The following is a 19,465-nucleotide window of genomic DNA, read 5'->3' as shown; positions in this document are numbered from 1 at the left end:
ATTTTGATTTTTTTAACATTTAACAACTTCAACAAAATTTAAAAAAGGTCAATTTCTACACAATTTAATTAAACTAACAAACAACAACAATTATGAGTCAAAAACGTGATTACACGTTGATGAAATCCAAAAAAAGGTCTTCCTTTATTAAGACTGGAGTTTTATCAATGCTTGTTTGCTTAGGAGCCCAACTGGCCCAGGCAAATGAAAACACAAGTACTTCAAACGAAGTTGAAGTAAAAACACTTCAATCTACCATTACAGGAACCGTTCTTGATGACACTGGCCAACCATTACCTGGAGCCAATGTCGTAGAGAAAGGTACTACTAATGGTACACAGACAGATTTTGATGGTAACTATAGCTTAAATGTATCTGATGGTGCTACATTAGTATTTAGCTATATAGGATTTAAAAGCACACAAATCGCAGTAAATGGTCAATCTACCGTTAACGCAACATTAGCTGAAGATGCTGCAGCTCTAGATGAAGTTATTGTATTAGGGTATTCAACAGCAACAAGAGGTGACTTAACAGGTTCTGTGGCATCTGTAGATGTATCTGAAGCAACAAAAGCACCAGTTGTAAACGCTGCCTCAGCATTACAAGGTCGTGTAAGTGGTGTTACAGTAGTACAAAACGCAACACCAGGTAGCCCTCCAAAAATTAACATTCGTGGTTTTGGTACAAGTAACAATACCAACCCATTGTTTATTATAGATGGTCTACAAACCGATGACCCATTTGTTTTGAATAGTATTAACCCGAACGACATCGACCAAATGAACGTTTTAAAAGATGGTGCTGCTGCTATTTATGGTGCAAGAGCATCTAACGGAGTAGTAATTATTACAACTAAAGGTGGTGGTTACAATATGGATAAGCCAATTGTTTCTGTTGATACATATACAGGTGTTTCTACTATAGCTAACACTCCTGAGTTTTTAAATGCACAACAATTAGGTGATGTATTATTTCAAAGTTCTGCTAACGACGGTACTGCTTTTGACCATCCACAATATGGTAATGGTTCCTCTGCAGTTGTTCCTTCATCCTTAAACGGTTACACTAGAGTAGTTTCTTATGATCCAATTGTTAGAGGCCCAGCTTCTGCAACGGTTAACCCTAATGGTACAGATTGGATCGATGCAATTACAAGAACTTCAATTATTCAAAGTGTTGCCTTTTCTGTAGCAAACGGTGAAGAGAATAGTAAATACAATCTTTCTGCAAATTTCTTAAACAATCCAAGTAATCTTGTAAACACCTTTTACAAAATAGGTCAAATTCGATTAAACTCTGAATTTAAACTTGGGGATAAAGTTCGTGTTGGTCAGCACTTTAGTGCTGCCTATTCTAATGGAAACCAAGGTGGAGCTGGAGCTAGATATGAAGAAGCTGTTAGAAGTAGCCCGTTAATACCACTATACGATGATAACGGTAATTTTGCAGGTACTGGTGCCCAAGGTACTGGTAACTCAAGAAGCCCATTAGCACAATTAGGTAGAGCAAGTGATAACTTTAATAAAACGATTAGAATTTTAGGTGATGTTTATGCCTCAGCTGAGATTATGGAAGGTCTTACTTTTAAAACCAATTTCGGTGGTACAATCAATTCATTCAATACTCGTAGTTTTCAAGCATTAGATCCAGAATTTAGTGAGCCTTTAGGTACCAATACCTTAACTGAACTTAACCAAGATGGGTATTCTTGGACCTTTACAAATACATTGAACTACAAAAAAACGTTCAACAATAGTAAAATTGATGCTTTAGCAGGTATTGAGTCCGTAAAAGACGGTATTAAAGGCAAGCAAGTAAGTAGAAATGGATTCTTATTTGAAACACCAGACTTCTACTTATTGAACAATGGTAGCGGTACCCCTAACATTGACAATGCATTCGACGCAGCTACAAGCTTGTATTCTTTATTTGGATCTGCGACGTATTCTTATGCTGACAAATATTTTATTACGGGTACTTTACGTAATGATACATCTTCTCGTTTTGCTGGAGATAATAAAAGTGACACTTTCCCTTCAATTAGTGGTGCTTGGGTAGTTAGTAAAGAAGATTTTATTTCTTCTGATGCTGCATTAAGCTGGTTCAAACTAAAAGGGTCATGGGGTCAATTGGGTAACCAATCGTTACCTGCTAGTAACCCTACTATCAACATTTCTAGCCTTAGCGAAGGTTTTGGTAATTACGCTCTTGATGGAAGCACTATAGCAACAGGCGCAATATTATCTTCTGTTGGTAACCCAAATTTAAGATGGGAAACTAGTGAAGCGATTAATGCAGGTATTGAACTAGGCTTTTTTAATGATAAATTGAACTTAGACTTTGAATGGTTCAACATTAAAACTAAAGATTTAATTGTTCAAGATAATAGTTTAATAAGCACAACAGCTATCGATGCAGGCGCACCTTATGTAAATGCAGGTAATGTTACAAATACTGGTTTTGATATTACGCTACGTTATAAAGATGAAACTACATCTGGATGGAAATATGGTTTTGATGTAAACTTTTCTAAATACAAGAATGAAGTAACTGATTGGATCAGTGAATTCCAAACTGGTGATGACAGCTTCCGTGGAGGTGCTGTTTCCAGAACTCAAGTTGGACAACCTATTTCTTCTTTCTTTGGTAGAGAAGTAATCGGTTTTACCGATGAAGGTAGATTTGAATACAGAGATGTAAACGGTGATACTGTAATTGATGATGATGACAGAACTTTCATCGGTTCTCCTCACCCAGATTTTACGTATGGCGCAAACTTTAATTTAGGGTACAAAGCATTTGATCTTTCATTATTCTTACAAGGTTCTCAAGGAAACGATATTTACAACTACACTAAAATCTTTACAGATTTCCCAACTTTCGTAGATGGTAACCGTAGTGTAAGAGTTTTAGATTCTTGGACGCCTACAAACACTAATGCTACCTTGCCTGCATTAAGTAACTCAATTCAAAATAGTGAAACACAACCAAATTCATACTTTGTTGAAGATGGCTCTTACTTACGTCTTAAAAACATTCAATTAGGTTATGCGTTCCCTGATAAGATAGCTGATAAAATTGGATTAGACTCATTCAGAGTTTATATACAAGGTACAAACATCCTTACTATTACAGGTTATGAAGGTTTTGATCCAGAAATCATCTCTTCAGTAACTGGTAATAACTTAACATTAGGTGTAGATAGCCAGGTTGTTCCTCAATCTAAAATATTTACACTTGGATTTAATTTAAAATTGTAAAAAAAATGAAAAAGAATTTAATTTATTTACTCACATTATTTGTTGCTATAAGTGCATGTAGCGACGATTTTACAGAGCAACCCGCAATTGGTGCTCTTAGTGACGCTGCAGTACAAAATGAAGCTGGCGTTGAATTATTACTGGTAGGTGCGTATTCAACCTTAGACGGTATACGTAACAATTTATCTGGTAATGGGTTCGCAGCAAGTGGAGACAACTGGTGGTTTGATGTTTTAGCAGATGATGCCCACAAAGGAAGTACTGATGGTGATCAAGCGGACCTTTTTGAAATGGAGACCTATAATTGGACAACAGCTAACCCTTACGTCCTTGGAAAATGGTCTTCTGTTTTTGCAGGTATTAATCGTTCAAATGCAGTAATCGCATTAATTGCGACCATAGAAGATGCGGATTTAACAGGTAAATTAGCCGAAGCACGTTTTTTACGTGGGCACTTTAATTTTGAATTGCAAAGAATCTACGGAAACGTTCCTTACATTTCTGAAGAAAACTATGCGAACACAGAATTTAACCAGCCAAACCCTGGTCCTATCTGGGATCAAATAGAAGCTGATTTACAGTTTGCAATTGACAACCTTCCTGCGTCACAAGCGCAATCGGGTAGACCAACTTCTTGGGCTGCAAAAGCTTATTTAGGAAAAGTACATTTACAACAATCTGAATGGGCTGCTGCTTTTGATCTATTTGAAGAAGTAATCAATGACGGTCCTTACTCTTTAAATCCTGAGTTTGTAGCTAACTGGGAAAGTGCTGGAGAAAACAGTTCTGAAGCTATTTTTGCTATTCAATTTACTGCCGATGATGGTCAATCTTTGAACGGAAATCAGGGTGGTGTATTGAACTTTCCTAATCCAGGTCCGTTTGGTTCTTGTTGTGGTTTTTACCAACCAACTCAAGATTTAGTGAATGCATTTCAAACGGATGCTTCAGGTCTTCCGTTATTGGATACCTTCAATGATACTGATGTAGCAAATGATTACGGTCTAGAAGATGCTGATGCATTTACTACACATACAGGTCCTTTAGACCCAAGGTTAGATTACACAGTTGGTAGAAGAGGGATTGATTATAACCGTTATGGAACATTCCCAGGTCACTCTTGGATTCGTGCAACATTTGCGGATATTTCTGGTCCATACTTACCAGCTAAAAACGTTTATCAAAGTGGTGATACGGATAACCAAGGTGCTGGTGCGTGGGGTCAACAACATGCCGGTATCAACTATCATATTATTCGCTTTGCAGATGTTCTATTAATGGGAGCTGAAGCTGCTGTAGAGACAAATGATTTAGCATCAGCTTTAACATGGGTAAACTTAGTGCGTAATAGAGCTAAAAATATGACCTATATTCAAAATGAAGCTGGTGATGCAGATGCTGCAAACTATGTTATCGAACCTTACACAAGTTTTGCTGATCAAGCTTTCGCAAGAAAAGCTGTTCGTCATGAACGTCGTTTAGAGCTTAGTATGGAAGGTCACCGTTTATTCGATTTGTACAGATGGGGTAACGGAGTTGAAGTAATCAACGAATACATTACCAACGAAAGCCGTACCATTGCAAACTTTGGTACTAAAGCAAATGCTTTTGAAGCTAAGAACGAGGTTTTACCAATTCCATTAACCGCTATCGATTTAAGTGGTGGTATTCTAGAACAGAACCCTGGTTATTAATAACTAGTTATTAAATTCATAATCAGCAGGACATCTAATTGATGTCCTGCTTTTTTTTTAAACAAAATTCAAAAAATTAGGAACAGTATTTCATAAAGTAGTCGTGCAAGTAATTAGTAATTAAACACAGCAACTATTCATATTTAAATTTGAAAAAATATTCATAAAACAATCAAGTTAAATCTTTAAGTAAGTACACAACTACTTATGATATTCAGTACAAAAACACTATTTTGGTACTGCAAAAATGCAAATCAACATTTACGAACATACGACACTTGATCACATCATTTTCTTTACAATAAACTAACTACAAATTGACTACTTCTTCTCTAGTAAATAGTATTAAAAATCCAATTATGCGAATCTTTTCGGCTCTAACAATTACAATACTAATTATCAGCTTTTTCTCATGTAATCAAAAAGAATCCATCTCACTTTTTAAAGTGGTCCCTGCTTCCGAATCAGGTATTGATTTCAATAATAAAATCATTGAAACAGATAGTTTTAATATTCTTACCAGTGAATATATATTTAACGGTGGTGGTGTAGCTATTGGCGATTTCAACAATGACAATATGCCCGATATATTTTTTAGTGGAAATCAAGTATCTAATAAGTTATACTTAAATCAGGGAAATTTTAAATTTAAAGATGTCTCTAAGGAATCTGGTATAGAAGCCCTAAATAAATGGAATACCGGTGTAGCTCTGGCAGATATTAATAATGATGGTTTTTTAGATATATATATATGTTCTGCAATGTTAGACAGCGCTGAAGAAAAGAAAAATATTCTATACATAAATCAAGGTTTAAATAAAAACAACATACCAACCTTTACAGATAAAGCTTCAGAATTTGGAGTAGAAGAATCAGGTAATAGTATGGGAGCTTCCTTCTTTGACTACAATAAAGACGGACTTTTAGATTTATACGTTTTAAACAATGTTGATATTCATGTTTTACCATCTAATTTTAGAAAAAAAATTACTGATGGCTCTGCATTAAGTAATGATAAATTATACAAAAACAATGGTGACGGTACTTTTACCGATGTAACTATAGAAGCAGGCATAACTATAGAAGGTTACGGCTTAGGCCTTTCCATAGCCGATTTAAACTACGATGGATGGCCAGATATTTATGTAAGTAACGATTACCTATCAAATGACATTCTATACATCAACAATCAAGATGGCACATTTTCTAATAAGATAAAAGAGAACATTAAGCACCAAAGTAAGTTCTCGATGGGTAATGATATTTCCGATTTTAATAATGACGGGTATCTAGATATCATCACTTTAGATATGCTTGGCGAAACCAACGAAAGGTTGAAAACAACTTTATCTGGAAACAAGTACACAGAGTATATCTTAAATGATCGTTTCGGTTACGAATACCAGCACACCAGAAACATGCTACAAAAAGGTAATGGAAACAATGTGCCGTTTAGTGAAATTGGTCTAATGGCAGGCATATCAAAAACAGATTGGAGCTGGTCTCCCCTATTTGCTGATATGGATAACGATGGTTATCAAGATTTACTGATAACAAATGGTTTTCCAAGAGACATTACAGATTTAGATTTCGGTGATTTCAAATTTAACGTAAGTAGATATTTAAGTCCCGCTCAAATTTTGGATTCTATCCCAAAAATCAAGATTCCTAACTACGCCTATAAGAACAATAAAAATAACCAGTTCACAGATGTTAGTGAAAATTGGGGAATTGGTATACCCTCCTTCTCTAATGGTGCAGCGTTTGCAGATTTAGATAATGATGGAGATTTAGATTATATCATAAATAATATAAATGACGAAGCCCTGATTTTCCAAAACCATACCAGTCAAAAGGATGGTCAACATAATTATCTAAGTATAGGTTTAATAGATTCCGCATCAAAATCGATAAAGACAGGCACAAAAATTGTGTTAAGATTTAAAGACGATACTTTTCAATACCAAGAACACCACACGTATAGAGGGTATATGTCTACCGTTGAAGACATAGCACATTTTGGACTAGGAGATAAAAAACAAGTAGCATCTGTTGAAGTACTTTGGACAGATAATAAGTATCAAAAATTAACCAACGTCGAAGGCAACCAAAGGTTAATCTTAAAATATGAAGATGCAATTGCTATATCTTCAGAAGATTTAAAATTCCCATTTGTTGCAAAAAAAACACAACCAGTTTTCAAAGAAGTTTCTAATATTATTGGAATAAACTACTTACATGAAGAAAATGATATTGTAGATTATAATATACAACGCACTATACCGCACAAACTAACTCAAAATGGTCCCGTAACAGCGGTTGGTGACCTTAATGGTGATGGCATAGAAGATTTTATTATCGGTAGTTCTTCAGGTACTTCCCCACAATTATTTTTTCAAAACAAAGAAGGCAACTTCATACAACAGCCATTATTTAGCGATGAAGAAAATAAACTGTATGAAGAAGAAAGTATTGCTTTATTCGATTTAGAAAATGATGGAGATTTAGATATGTACTTAGTTTCTGGCAGTAATGAATTCAATTTAGAAACTATAAACTATACAGACCGATTATTACTGAATGATGGCAAGGGAAATTTTAGTATTTCGACCGATAAGATGCCACAAATAAATGCAAGCGGTTCAGTTGTTACCGTTTCAGATTTTGATAATGACGGCTTCGTCGACCTCTTCGTTGGTGGCAGAACACCTTATTCAAAATACCCCAATGCTGAAAAAAGTTTCTTATTAAAAAACGAAAACGGAACGTTAAAAGATGTAACTGATAATCTTGCACCAGAATTGAGAAACTTAGGCATGGTTACCGATGCGGTTTGGGCTGATATTGATTTAGATGGGAATAGTGACTTGATTGTTGTTGGTGAATTTATGCCTATCACTATTTTTAAAAATAACAGAACTAGTTTCAATAAATTAGAGAAAACAGGAGCTGAAGACCTTTCTGGTTGGTGGGAAAGTATTGTAAAAACTGACATCGACAATGATGGCGATATTGATTTTATTGTAGGTAACCTAGGTATGAACAACTTTTACCAACCATCATCAGAAAGACCAGTTACAGTAATCGCAAAAGATTTTGATAACAATGGCACTATTGATCCTGTTATGTTCGCTTATTTTAAAGAGAGCTTTGATAATCCCACATACAAATCATTTCCAGTGAACTTTTGGAGCGATTTGAATGGTCAAAGTCCAATATTTAGAGCAAAGTTCAACACTTTTAAAGGATATTCTAAGGCAACTATATCAAGTCTATTTACCGATGAAGAATTACAAGGATCAACAAAATTAATTGGCACTTTTGACAAGAGTATAGTTTTGGAAAATATGGGCAATGGCACATTTAAATATAGCCCACTACCCATAGAAGCACAAGTTGCTCCAATTAATGGAATTACAACATTAGATTATAATAAGGATGGGAATGAAGATATTTTGTTAATCGGAAATAATTTTGGAAATGAAGTTTTCGTTGGAAGAAACGATGCCTTCAACGGCTTATTATTAGAGAATGATGGTAAAGGTAATTATACAACTATTACTACTAGTGAAAGTGGATTCTTAGTACCAGCTGATGCAAAAAGTATTATAAAAGTAAACAGTAATATTGTAGACCGACCATACTTTATTGTGACTCAAAATAGAGACTCTGTTCGAGTGTTTCAGAAGAATTAACTAGAACGTAAAGCTACTTTAACTCCTGATTCATAAACCAATCGTACAGCGCTTCTGTTTCGTAAGCTTTGATCCATGCACTGTGTCCAACATTGGGGTATTTAGTAAAAATTACTTCATACCCCATTTCTTTTAATTTAGCCACCATAGTTTCAGATTCTTCTATTGGTATAGACTTATCTTTCTCGCCGTGAAAAACCCATATAGGCATGTCTCTATTAATCCAAGAAGCATAAGGTAAAGGTGTCATTCCACAGACTACTGCCATCGCAGCGAAGGTATCAGGATATTGTACTGCCATTTCCCAAGCAGCACCTCCCCCACGGCTTAATCCGGTTAAATAAATTCTACGTTTATCTATTCTATTATTATCTACAATGGAGTCTAGCAATTGCTTCACCGCCCTTGTATTCCACCACTTTTTTTCATTAGGGTTCTGCGGTGCCAATATTAAAAACGGAAATTTCTTTCCCTGAATTATCAATTTAGGCGGACCATTCCTTTTCACCGTAACCAAGCTATCGCCAGATTCGCCACCGCCATGTAAAAACAGTAATATAGGAAAATCTTTCTCAGGCTCCTCCTCGTAATCTTCTGGGTAATACAGGTAATAGGCTAGATTCTCTTTTACATTCGTTGCCATTTCTGAATCTATCAGAATAGGTTTTGCCTGAGATGCACAACTTTGAAAGATAACCAGTAAAATAATATATAAAATTGACCTCATCTGTAAATTCAAAATTTATATCAAATGTACCTTAAAAACAAGCTCTTTTAAAGTTAAAGTGCTTTTAGGTCCATTTGTGTTCGAAACGTTAGACGAATAAGAATTCAAAAACTTATTTAAAATTTTGCGAAACAAAAAGGAGGATGCTCAATGCATCCTCCTTTTTAAATCTATGTTCTCTCTTTTATTTATCTGTATAAGGTAAAGTGACCTACATACTTAATTGCATCACTATTTGCATTAACTACATACCAATAATCGCCTGTTGGCACTTCTTTACCTTCATATTTACCATCCCAGCCGCTTACCTCATCTAATACAGCCACTACTCTACCATAACGGTCATAAATTCGAACCTCAACACCATCAAAAAGTTCTCTATTATTCGGCGACCAAATATCATTTAGGTTATCTCCATCGGGAGTAAAGAAATTAGGGAATTCTAACATACCCGTAAATTCAAATGGCACACTAAGTTCTAATTTACAACCTCTTGCATCTCTTACACGAACATTTACTATTCCGCTTTCATTGGTTGTAAAGGTAGTTTCCTCACCAAAAGACTGTCCGTTGAAAAAGAATTCATATTCACCATATCCGCCAGCTGCATTTGCAAGAACCTCATTAGGTCCGGTTTTATCTACTACTAGACTTAAAGGCTCATATCCTTCGATACTAAACTCCACCATATTGGTACAACCATTTTCATGATAAATGTATACGATATGATCACCAGCAGGTAAATCTCCCCAAACATACTCATCGGTTGCATTTGCTGTTATAGCATCTGTAGCATCAATTGGGTCAAGAGCAAACATCAGCTGAGACAATAAGTTATTATTTTCTAATTGTATCGTTGTCGTACTCGTTGGGAATATACCTTCACAACCATATTGTACTATTGGTTCTGCAGTAAGGTCTACCCCTATTTCAATAGTAAATAACTCTGATACCGCACAAAGATTAACATCTTGAATGTAAATAATATAAGATGCTCCACCTTGCAAATCTTCTGTAATAGCACCTGTGTAAGGAGCAAATACTGCAGTACCTGATTCATCTATTGGATCAACCATTTCAATTTTATACTCAAAATACGGGGTAGGATTTATAGTAACATCATTGAACGGAGTACCACCGATAACATCAAAAACAACTGAACCATTATTAGCGCCAATACATAACTCAGGTGTGGTATCGATATTTATTATTTGTAATTCATCTGGCTCTTCAACAACGATAAAATCTTTTTCAAAACAACCGTTGTCATCTTTTATTAAAATCTCATATGTACCTGCTGCAAGCTCATCAAAAGTATATGTGCCAGGATTATCAGAATCGCTAAAGAACTCATTAAAGTTAGGTGCAATTGCAAACTGAATTAAGCCTTCACCACCAGCACTAACAGAAACTGTTATAGTACCATCTTCTTCTCCATTACAAGTTACATTAGTTGGCACAGCATCGAAAATTATAGGATCTGGTCTAACTATTTCAAAAGGACCAGCAATGTCCATACAAGTATCGCCACTAGTTACAGCAATGTAATATTCTGTACCTGCAGGAAGACCTTCAAAAGTACCATTATCTTGAGGACCTCTTATTACTGTTGCAGTCACTGCTGGATTAAAGGCATCTACAGGATCCCCTTCATATAAATAAAATAAATCTGCACCTACACCACCGTTAACAAATGACTCTATTCTACCATCTAACTCAGAAGCACAAGAAATATCATCTGGTAAGTTTGGAAGTAAAGTAATACCCGTAGCATCAGTCATGGTAATTCCATTAGAACGTATTGCCGGACAAACACCTGCCCCATTCACCTTTCTAACGTCAAATTGATATGTAATCCCTTGAACACCTGTAATAGTCACAGAATTACCAGTCATAGGCACATAAGCCCCTATGGTTACTCCGTTTTCAACTCTCAAGTATTCATAGGTAAATAAAGGATCAGGATTCTCAATCGTCATTCGCATCTCTCCATCACCTCCACAACCAGGTACCCTTGTTTGTACTAAAACTGGTTGAACTGGTGGTGGTGGATCAACATAGTAAGCTTCAGTTACAAATGAACATCCAAAACTAGAAGAAACTTCTATTGCATACCAACCTGCACTAATATATCCGCCACTATCGCCAATGAAAGTAGGTGTATTTTGCAATCCACTTTCAGACACAACAGCTGTGTTATCATCACCACTTAAGTATAATAATGTGTAATTGTAACCTGCACCGGCAAAACCTCCGCTTGCACCTGCCGTAGCTGTAATGGCATCACCCGATGTAGTGTCATAAGCTTCAAGCACCGCATTGTTACCATTAGGGCAATCTAGTGTTTGTGGCTCTCTAATACCTGCAATAATTTGAGGTACTTCTTCTAATTCTATTTCTACTGTATTTGTACATCCTTCAACATCTGTAATTTCTACTTCATAGAATCCGAAAGACAAACCTGTAAATTCATTATTATTAGAGAATGCAGCAATTTCAGAAGTATACGTAGCACCGCCATCTGCACTCATTAATAATCTATATTCATACGGAGTTGTATCCCAGCCACCAGTACCGGTAGCAATTATCTCACCTGTATTATTTGTACAACTAACATTACCTATAGATTCAGCTGTTACTTGAAGTTCCCCATTAGGAGTTCTAATATTCGTTACATTACTTGTACCTGAACAGAAAGGCGTATCAATAGAAACCACATCAACAATCAAGTTACCACCTATTAAATTATCTACTCTAGCCTCATCTCCATTTACGTCTGGATAATCATTTGTATTAAAGGTTTGGGAAGCTAAAGGCGTAGACCTTGTTATGTCAGTTGCTTCATAAACAAATACTTCATACTCACCTGTATAATTACCTACAGTAATGAATAACGCCCCATCATTGCCTGGCACTGCACAACTAACAGGCTTAGCTTCGCTAATTAATACCGTTGGCGTTTCTGGTGTATTCACCGTATGTACTGGCATTGGGTACGTACAACCTACGGCATTATCGGTTACTTCGAACAAGTAATCTCCTACATCAGATAAGTAAACATCTACATAGTTATTACCCGAAGAGTTGGTTACTGGAGCTACCGGAGTTACCGATACCGTATTCACCGTAAAATCAGTTGTGCCTATAACTTGTATACGTACACGTTCATCATCTCTACAGTTTAAAATATCTACCTCAACAATTGTTGGAACAACATCTGTTGGCGGATTAATAGTAGGAACGTCAAATGTAGTCTGACAACCATTTCCATCAATAGCATAAACAGTAATATTTTGAGCACTACCATCATCAATGATTTCAAACGTATTCAGCATTTGATAATTTTCAAAACCAGTGATACTATATTGATAGCCTGAACCAACAGTACCCGCGTCTACCACATTTACCGTAATAATGGTTGAACTATATCTATTTGCACCTGGCTCACAAGCAAAATCTGCAGCACTGGCAGTAATACTGAAAGCATCAGGATTGGTAATTGTATGTACAGCAGATAACACCTCACAATTACGAGCTGTAACAACCTGTACTTGATAATCACCTGCTGGTAAACTAGAAAAAGCACCAGTATTATTTCTTGTCACCTCTGTAGTTCCTGAGCTAACATCATTTAAAATATAGGTGATCGGAGTATCTTGAGATGTAAATGGTACCAATGCATTTGCCGGACCAACTACTATCTCAATAGACCCGTCATTTTCATCTCTACAGCTAATATCAATTCGTTCTTCTGAAACAATTGCAGGTTGTGCTGCTTGGTTTAGAATAATGTTAGAAACGGTTGTTTCACAGAAACCAGCACCATCGTTTACTACTCGATCAATTATTCGAACTTCATACGTTCCAGGAGTTAATCCTGTAAATATTGGATCATTAGTTTGTGTTATTAAACCTACCGCACTAGCGTTATAATCAGTACCTGTCAATTCATAAGTAAAATCACCACTACCTCCAGTAGTTGAAATGGTAATTTCTCCATCTGCATCATTACACGTACTATCTGTTGAAAATCTACCCGTAGCCGATAAGAAATCGTAAACCGTAGCAATACCTTCACTAGTACAACCATTTGCATCAACAACATCAACAACATAATCACCAGGACTACTTACTATATATGTATACTCCCAAAAAGCACCGACTACAGTTGGTAATTGCTCATCACCACCCAAAGTAAATCTTGGCGTGTTTACAGAACTAGGTACTCTTACGGTAATATCAAAAGCAGTTGAAGTAGGATCACATTGATTTACTACTGCAAATGTTGGTACCGGTAAATCTGGATCTAAAGAAATAATGGTAGCAATATCAAATGAAGTACAACCACTTGCATCTCTTACATAAACATCATAAGTACCATCAGCTGCCGAAAACGTAGTAGCCGTTGTCCAACCTGTAGGTGCTACACCTGTATCCATAAAAGCAAATTCATATGGTCCACCAGAACCACCTCTACCTTGTACGGTAACTTGACCAAAAGCATTACAATTTGCAGGAACCTCTTGCAAAATATCAATATCCGGTAAATTTTGAAGTATAGTAACCGGTGCGGCATCTGTACATGTATCGGTTAAATTTTCAACCAATATCTGATAGTTGCCCGGTAATTCTGCATATGTATCTGAATAAGGTAATACTGTTGTGATTACGGAATTTTCTAAGATTATACTTGAACCATCTGAATTATCTATTAATGTAATTCTTAAAGCATCACCAATTGTATAACCTATTATTTCATAAGCTATTTCCCCATTTCTATTTAAATCACATGCCCCAGGAGTTGAAGTTGCCGTAACATCTAAAGTAGAAGGTGCATCTATAGGAGGAATTTCTTGCTCATAAGTACAATTTGTTACTACGTCTAAAACAACCACAGTATATGCCACCCCATATTGAATGCCGTCAGCAGTATTACTAAAAGTATGGTCATTGACTGCCGGTGTATTATTCAAAGCGTAAAAACTAGGCTGATCTATTAATCTTATTTGATATGAACCAGAACCTCCAGTTACGGTAACAGCATAAGTAAATGATGTATCATCACAATCTGCTGGTGCCGGTGGCGGTATTGGTGTTATAACTACTTCGTTTGAAGTAATAGAAACAGTATCGATATCCGTACAGCCGTTAGCATCAATGGTAATAACCATATAATCTCCCGTTACTAAACCTGAATCTAAAATTTGTACCGGTAAGGCAGAAGGATCAACATCTTCCATTCTCGTAATTTCTACCCCTGTATTATCTTCAATAATAAAATCGAAATTAGCCGTACCGTCAGTAACAGCATCAATAGTAATACCGCCACTTACTGGTCCACTACCTCCACAAACTGCCTGTACTTCAGAAACCGTAGTTGCAGGTGGTGCTGTATTATCTAATACAATATCAAAAGTATCAGCTGGGGTTTCACAACCTCTAGCATCTCTTACCAAGTAAGAATACGTACCTACCGTTAAGTTGGAGTATACTGTTTCTGAAGCCCATCCCATTCCATTAAAGTTAACTTCGTACGGTGGTACACCGCTTGTAGCATCTGGTATTATGGTTACCGAACCATTGTTAGTAGAACTACAGCTTACTGGTCTAGTAGTATATGCCGCTGCTGCAATATTTTGAGGCGGATTTAAGGTAATTGAAACAGACTCTGCTACACAACCACTACTTGTAGTGTTATTATCTGTAATTCTGAAAACATAATCTCCAGGTACATTTGTATCATAATCAAAAGTATCCGTTATTAATGGAACCGCAGCACTAAAAGTTGCTCCTCCATCAGAACTTACTTCATATTGTTTTGCACCAGCACCAGAAGTATATCCTCCGTTTACACTTACATTAATTCTACCATCTGCTCCACCACAAGGTATTTCAGCTTCAATACTAGTATTCACTCTTAATTGAGGAGCAATAGTAATCGGTAAACTATCTGAACAGTCATTACCATCTACTACTTCAATTGTGTAATTACCAGGGGAAAGTCCCGCAAAAGTTGGAATTGGTTGTAACGTACCACCATTAATTCTATATTGATGTGTTCCAATAGCTGCAGTACCTGCAGTAGAAGTTACTGCAACCGTAGCACCAGTACCTGCAACGAAACAGAAATCTGACGAAGGACCATCTAATGCTATACTAGGTGCATCGATAGGATTTAAATCGAATGAAAACGTATCTGTACAACCTTCTGCATCTTCAACAGTTAAAGTATATGTTCCTGCTGCAGAAAGGTTACTAAACGTACTTCCTGATTTTGGGCCAATTTCTGGTCCTACTGGCTGTGTCAAGGTATATCTGAATGTACCCCAACCACCAGTTGCATTTGCTCTTACGGCTCCTAAATTTCCATTTGCACAGCTCATATCAGTAACCGTACTTGTTGCCAAATCTAAAACAGGAGCATCTTGAATATCAAAAGAAGTTGTATCAGTACAACCAGTATCAGCATCAGTAACTGTAATTGTATACGTACCTGCACCTGATAATGGTAAAACTACTTCGTTAGTGCTTTGTGGTCCGCCTGTAAACAAGCCTCCGTTAATATCATACGTATAATTATTTGCAAAACCGTCAATAATAAATGTTCCTGTACCATCGGTAGCTCCATTACAAACTCTTAAATCTCCTCCTGATTTTACACGAGCACGAATAGAACTTATAACTACAGGTCTAAAACCTTCAGTATAAGAACAGCCGTTTACATCTGTAATTTGAAAAATATAAGCTTGAGATGTTAGTAAACCTGTAAACGTATCGTTATTACCATTATCAAAATAAGCAGGACTAATAATTTCATATCTATTGATTGCAGCGTTGCTTGTTGGAGTCAACTGAACATCAGATGTACCAGCAGCACAACTAATATTACTTTGTGCAAAATCTAAATTTGTTGGAGGATCAACATCTAAAATTTCTATTGATGTAAGGTCTAAACGACAACCACCTGCATCACGAATAATAGGTGTATACGTACCTGCTGCTAAATCGGTATAAGAAGTTATTGCAGAGAAATTGACACCATCAATACTAAAAACATATCCACTACCTGATCCACCAGAAAACGGACCAACAAAATCAATTTGTCCGCCAGTAGTTCCAGCCCCTGTACAAGTAACATCAGAAATTTTAGTTGCACTACCTGTTAATGAACCAACAGTATCAACCGTTACAGAAGGTAAATCTAAAGTACATTCGAATGCACCTTGTTGGTATCTTACTTCAATATCATTATAAGTACCCGCAGCTACTGAAATTTGTGGTGTATTCACCCAAACTTCAGAAGCACTTTCTCTATAAGAAATATTATAACCTCTACCATTATTTATAGTAAACTCTAGTTTTGCTCCACCATTACTACACGTACCATCAATACCTGCAACCGTAACATCTGGCGGCAATAAATCTTCAACATCAGAAGAAGCATTAATAATACAACCATTACTATCGGTAATTACAAAATCATAAGTTCCTGCAGATGATACCGTATATGTAGTTGTACCAGAATCTGTAGTCGCATCTCCAAATGAAGGTTGAACAGTGCCACCATTAACTGTAAATGTATAAGGTGCTGAACCTCCTGTTGTGTTTAAAGTAATATCTGCACTAGAGATATCTGAACAACCGAAACTACTATTAACTTCAGTTGAGGCATCTAAAGCCGAAGCACCTGCCCCAATAGTTAAAGGATTACCGCTGGTATCAACATCCTGTCTTGGAGCGGTAATTCCGTTTAAAGGATCACCTGTACATTGTTGTGTCTCTACCTGAACAGTATATGTACCAAAACCTACCGCAGAAAACGTATAAGGGTTTGTTGCTATAAAAGCAGTAAACTCTTGGGCTACACCACTAGAGTTCAATAGAGTATATTTATAAGGTCCTGGTACGTTAGAGGCAGTAACAGTAATACTACCAGTATCTCCACTACATAATGCATCTGTAAAAGTAGCGGCTATTTGAATTTCCTTTTCTTCTATAACAATAGGTTCATAAGGATATTCACATGTATTAGCTGTATTTATTAATCTCGCTAAAATATTATACGTACCTGGTGTTAGGTTAGAAAATATAGCACCTTGCCAAGAAGTACCACCATCAATACTAAACTCATAGGCACTAGATAAATTGGTAATCTGTATTCTACCATCAACTCCACAGATATAATCTTGTTTTACATACGTTTGGGTTATAGTACTTTTCTTTACTTTAAAGTAATAGGGTTGACCATCTACCAATACTCTATATTCAGCACCTGAAGTTGCAGGAACAGAACTAGCGTCTAAATTAAATGTTTGTCCAGAACTAATTGTAGAATAACAAGATGCTGTAGTATTCGGGCATTCTGTATTTACGTTCGCTGAGCAAGAGCCACCCAATACTTGCCATGAAACTGAACTATACGGCCCGCCAGACAAACTTATAATACGATCATCAAAATCACCACATAAATTAAAACGTGCAATTGTAAATCCGTTATCATTACAAGTCTCCGTAGCATCTGCACCCACAATCAGTGTAGTAAACATTGCTGAAATAGCTAAGTTAGACTTACGTGCAACTTGATTTTTCTTTTCTAAAGTAGATGTGTTTTTGGTAGAAACCGAAACAGCTTTTTCGATTACATGTGCCACCTCTTCGTATAAAGTAGTTACTTTAGAGTTGGCTAAAGCCGTAGTACCAATTACTGAAATAACGATCAGAAGTAGTACATACAGCGCGTACCGCTGTTGTTTTGGAAGCATAGGTTAAAATTCGTTTTTAAGAACAAAGTTGATTTGGGATCTAATTAGTTCTTTGGTGTAATTTTTATACTTATATTTTATCTTATTAAATAATCATGTGTTCTCTAATATATTTCTAACGTTTGTATATGAAAAATAGTATCATCTTCAACCTTTTATTCGTTGTATCGCTAAATTTTTCTTGCGCGCAAAATACTGATAACAAAGTAACTACACCAAAAGAGTCTGTTTTTACAGCTGAGCTGTTCGTCGATGAGGTACATATTCCATGGGGGTTCACCTTCTTACCTGACAATAGTATTTTAATCACCGAAAAAGAAGGTAAATTGATTCATTTTAACAATGGAAAAAAAACGATAATCGGCAATTCACCTGAAATATATAACAGAGGTCAAGGCGGATTATTGGATGTTGCCCTTCACCCTAAGTACAAAGAAAACAGATGGATCTACCTCACTTATGCATCAACAGACGGAAATGAAAAGGGCGGACATACCGCATTAATGAGGGCAAAATTGAAGAATAATTCTTTGACCGAAACACAAGTACTTTATAAGGCGGTACCGAATACTACAAAAGGGCAACATTTTGGGTCTAGAATTGCTTTTGATAACGACGGATATGTATACTTTTCTATTGGTGAGCGTGGGGATAGGGACATCAACCCACAAGACATTAAAAGAGATGGCGGTAAAATTTATCGTTTACATGACGATGGGCGTATACCGAGAGACAATCCGTTTATAAGCGAAAAAGGCGCGAAGACTGCAATTTACAGTTACGGACACCGAAATCCGCAAGGGTTGATAAAGCATCCTATTACAGGAGAAATTTGGGATAATGAACACGGACCAAGAGGTGGTGATGAAATTAATATCATTAAGAAAGGTGCTAACTACGGATGGCCTTTAGTCACCTACGGAATCAATTATGGTGGCACCCCAATTACCGATAAAACAGAAATGAGCGGAATGGAGCAACCCATACATTATTGGGTACCGTCTATTGCCCCTAGCGGAATGGAGTTTGTAACTACGGATAAATACAAAAATTGGAAAGGGAGTCTTTTAGTAGGATCCTTGGCTTTTCAATATTTAGAACGATTGGTAATGGATGGAAACAAAGTAATCGCAAGAGAAAAATTAATGGACGGACTAGGTAGAGTACGTGCCGTAAAACAAGGTCCTGATGGTTTTGTTTATGTCGCCGTTGAAGGAAAAGGCATCTATAAACTAATTCCGAAAAAGTAGCATAATAGCAAGCTCTCGAAATCAAAAAAGGTCTGTAAGCATATTTGATTACAGACCTTTTTTATGCTTATTCA

General features: G+C 36.4%; 6 protein-coding genes. 4 read left to right on the top strand and 2 right to left on the bottom strand.

Annotation, left to right across the window (positions count from 1 at the left end):
• Nucleotides 1-92 precede the first annotated feature (92 nt).
• The 3 genes from ACPF9A_RS17125 (at nt 93) to ACPF9A_RS17115 (ending at nt 8,652) form a co-directional block, all read left to right on the top strand.
• Nucleotides 93-3,263 (top strand): SusC/RagA family TonB-linked outer membrane protein, encoded by a 3,171-nt coding sequence (locus ACPF9A_RS17125; RefSeq protein WP_423998770.1) that lies wholly within the window; start codon nt 93-95, stop codon nt 3,261-3,263.
• A 5-nt stretch (nt 3,264-3,268) separates the two neighbouring features.
• On the top strand, nt 3,269-4,957 hold the full coding sequence (locus ACPF9A_RS17120) for a RagB/SusD family nutrient uptake outer membrane protein (RefSeq protein WP_423998768.1): 1,689 nt from the start codon (nt 3,269-3,271) through the stop codon (nt 4,955-4,957).
• A 359-nt stretch (nt 4,958-5,316) separates the two neighbouring features.
• Nucleotides 5,317-8,652, top strand: a complete 3,336-nt coding sequence (locus ACPF9A_RS17115; protein WP_423998766.1) for a VCBS repeat-containing protein — start codon at nt 5,317-5,319, stop codon at nt 8,650-8,652.
• Nucleotides 8,653-8,665: 13 nt separating this feature from the next.
• On the opposite strand, the gene ACPF9A_RS17110 is transcribed toward ACPF9A_RS17115, so the two are convergent.
• Both ACPF9A_RS17110 and ACPF9A_RS17105 read right to left on the bottom strand, forming a co-directional pair.
• Nucleotides 8,666-9,379, bottom strand: a complete 714-nt coding sequence (locus tag ACPF9A_RS17110) for a prolyl oligopeptidase family serine peptidase (RefSeq protein ID WP_423998764.1) — start codon at nt 9,377-9,379, stop codon at nt 8,666-8,668.
• A gap of 188 nt (nt 9,380-9,567) precedes the next feature.
• Entirely contained in the window at nt 9,568-18,141 is an 8,574-nt protein-coding gene (locus ACPF9A_RS17105; RefSeq protein WP_423998762.1) for a T9SS type B sorting domain-containing protein, read from the bottom strand.
• Nucleotides 18,142-18,269: 128 nt separating this feature from the next.
• On the opposite strand from ACPF9A_RS17105, the gene ACPF9A_RS17100 reads away from it, so the two are divergent.
• The gene (locus ACPF9A_RS17100; protein ID WP_423998760.1) at nt 18,270-19,391 is read left to right on the top strand and encodes a PQQ-dependent sugar dehydrogenase; all 1,122 of its coding nucleotides are present in this window, start codon (nt 18,270-18,272) and stop codon (nt 19,389-19,391) included.
• Nucleotides 19,392-19,465: the final 74 nt, after the last annotated feature.

The organism is Maribacter sp. IgM3_T14_3, from assembly GCF_049603095.1.
Lineage (GTDB): Bacteria > Bacteroidota > Bacteroidia > Flavobacteriales > Flavobacteriaceae > Maribacter.
This window is presented reverse-complemented; position numbering and strand designations above follow the sequence as displayed.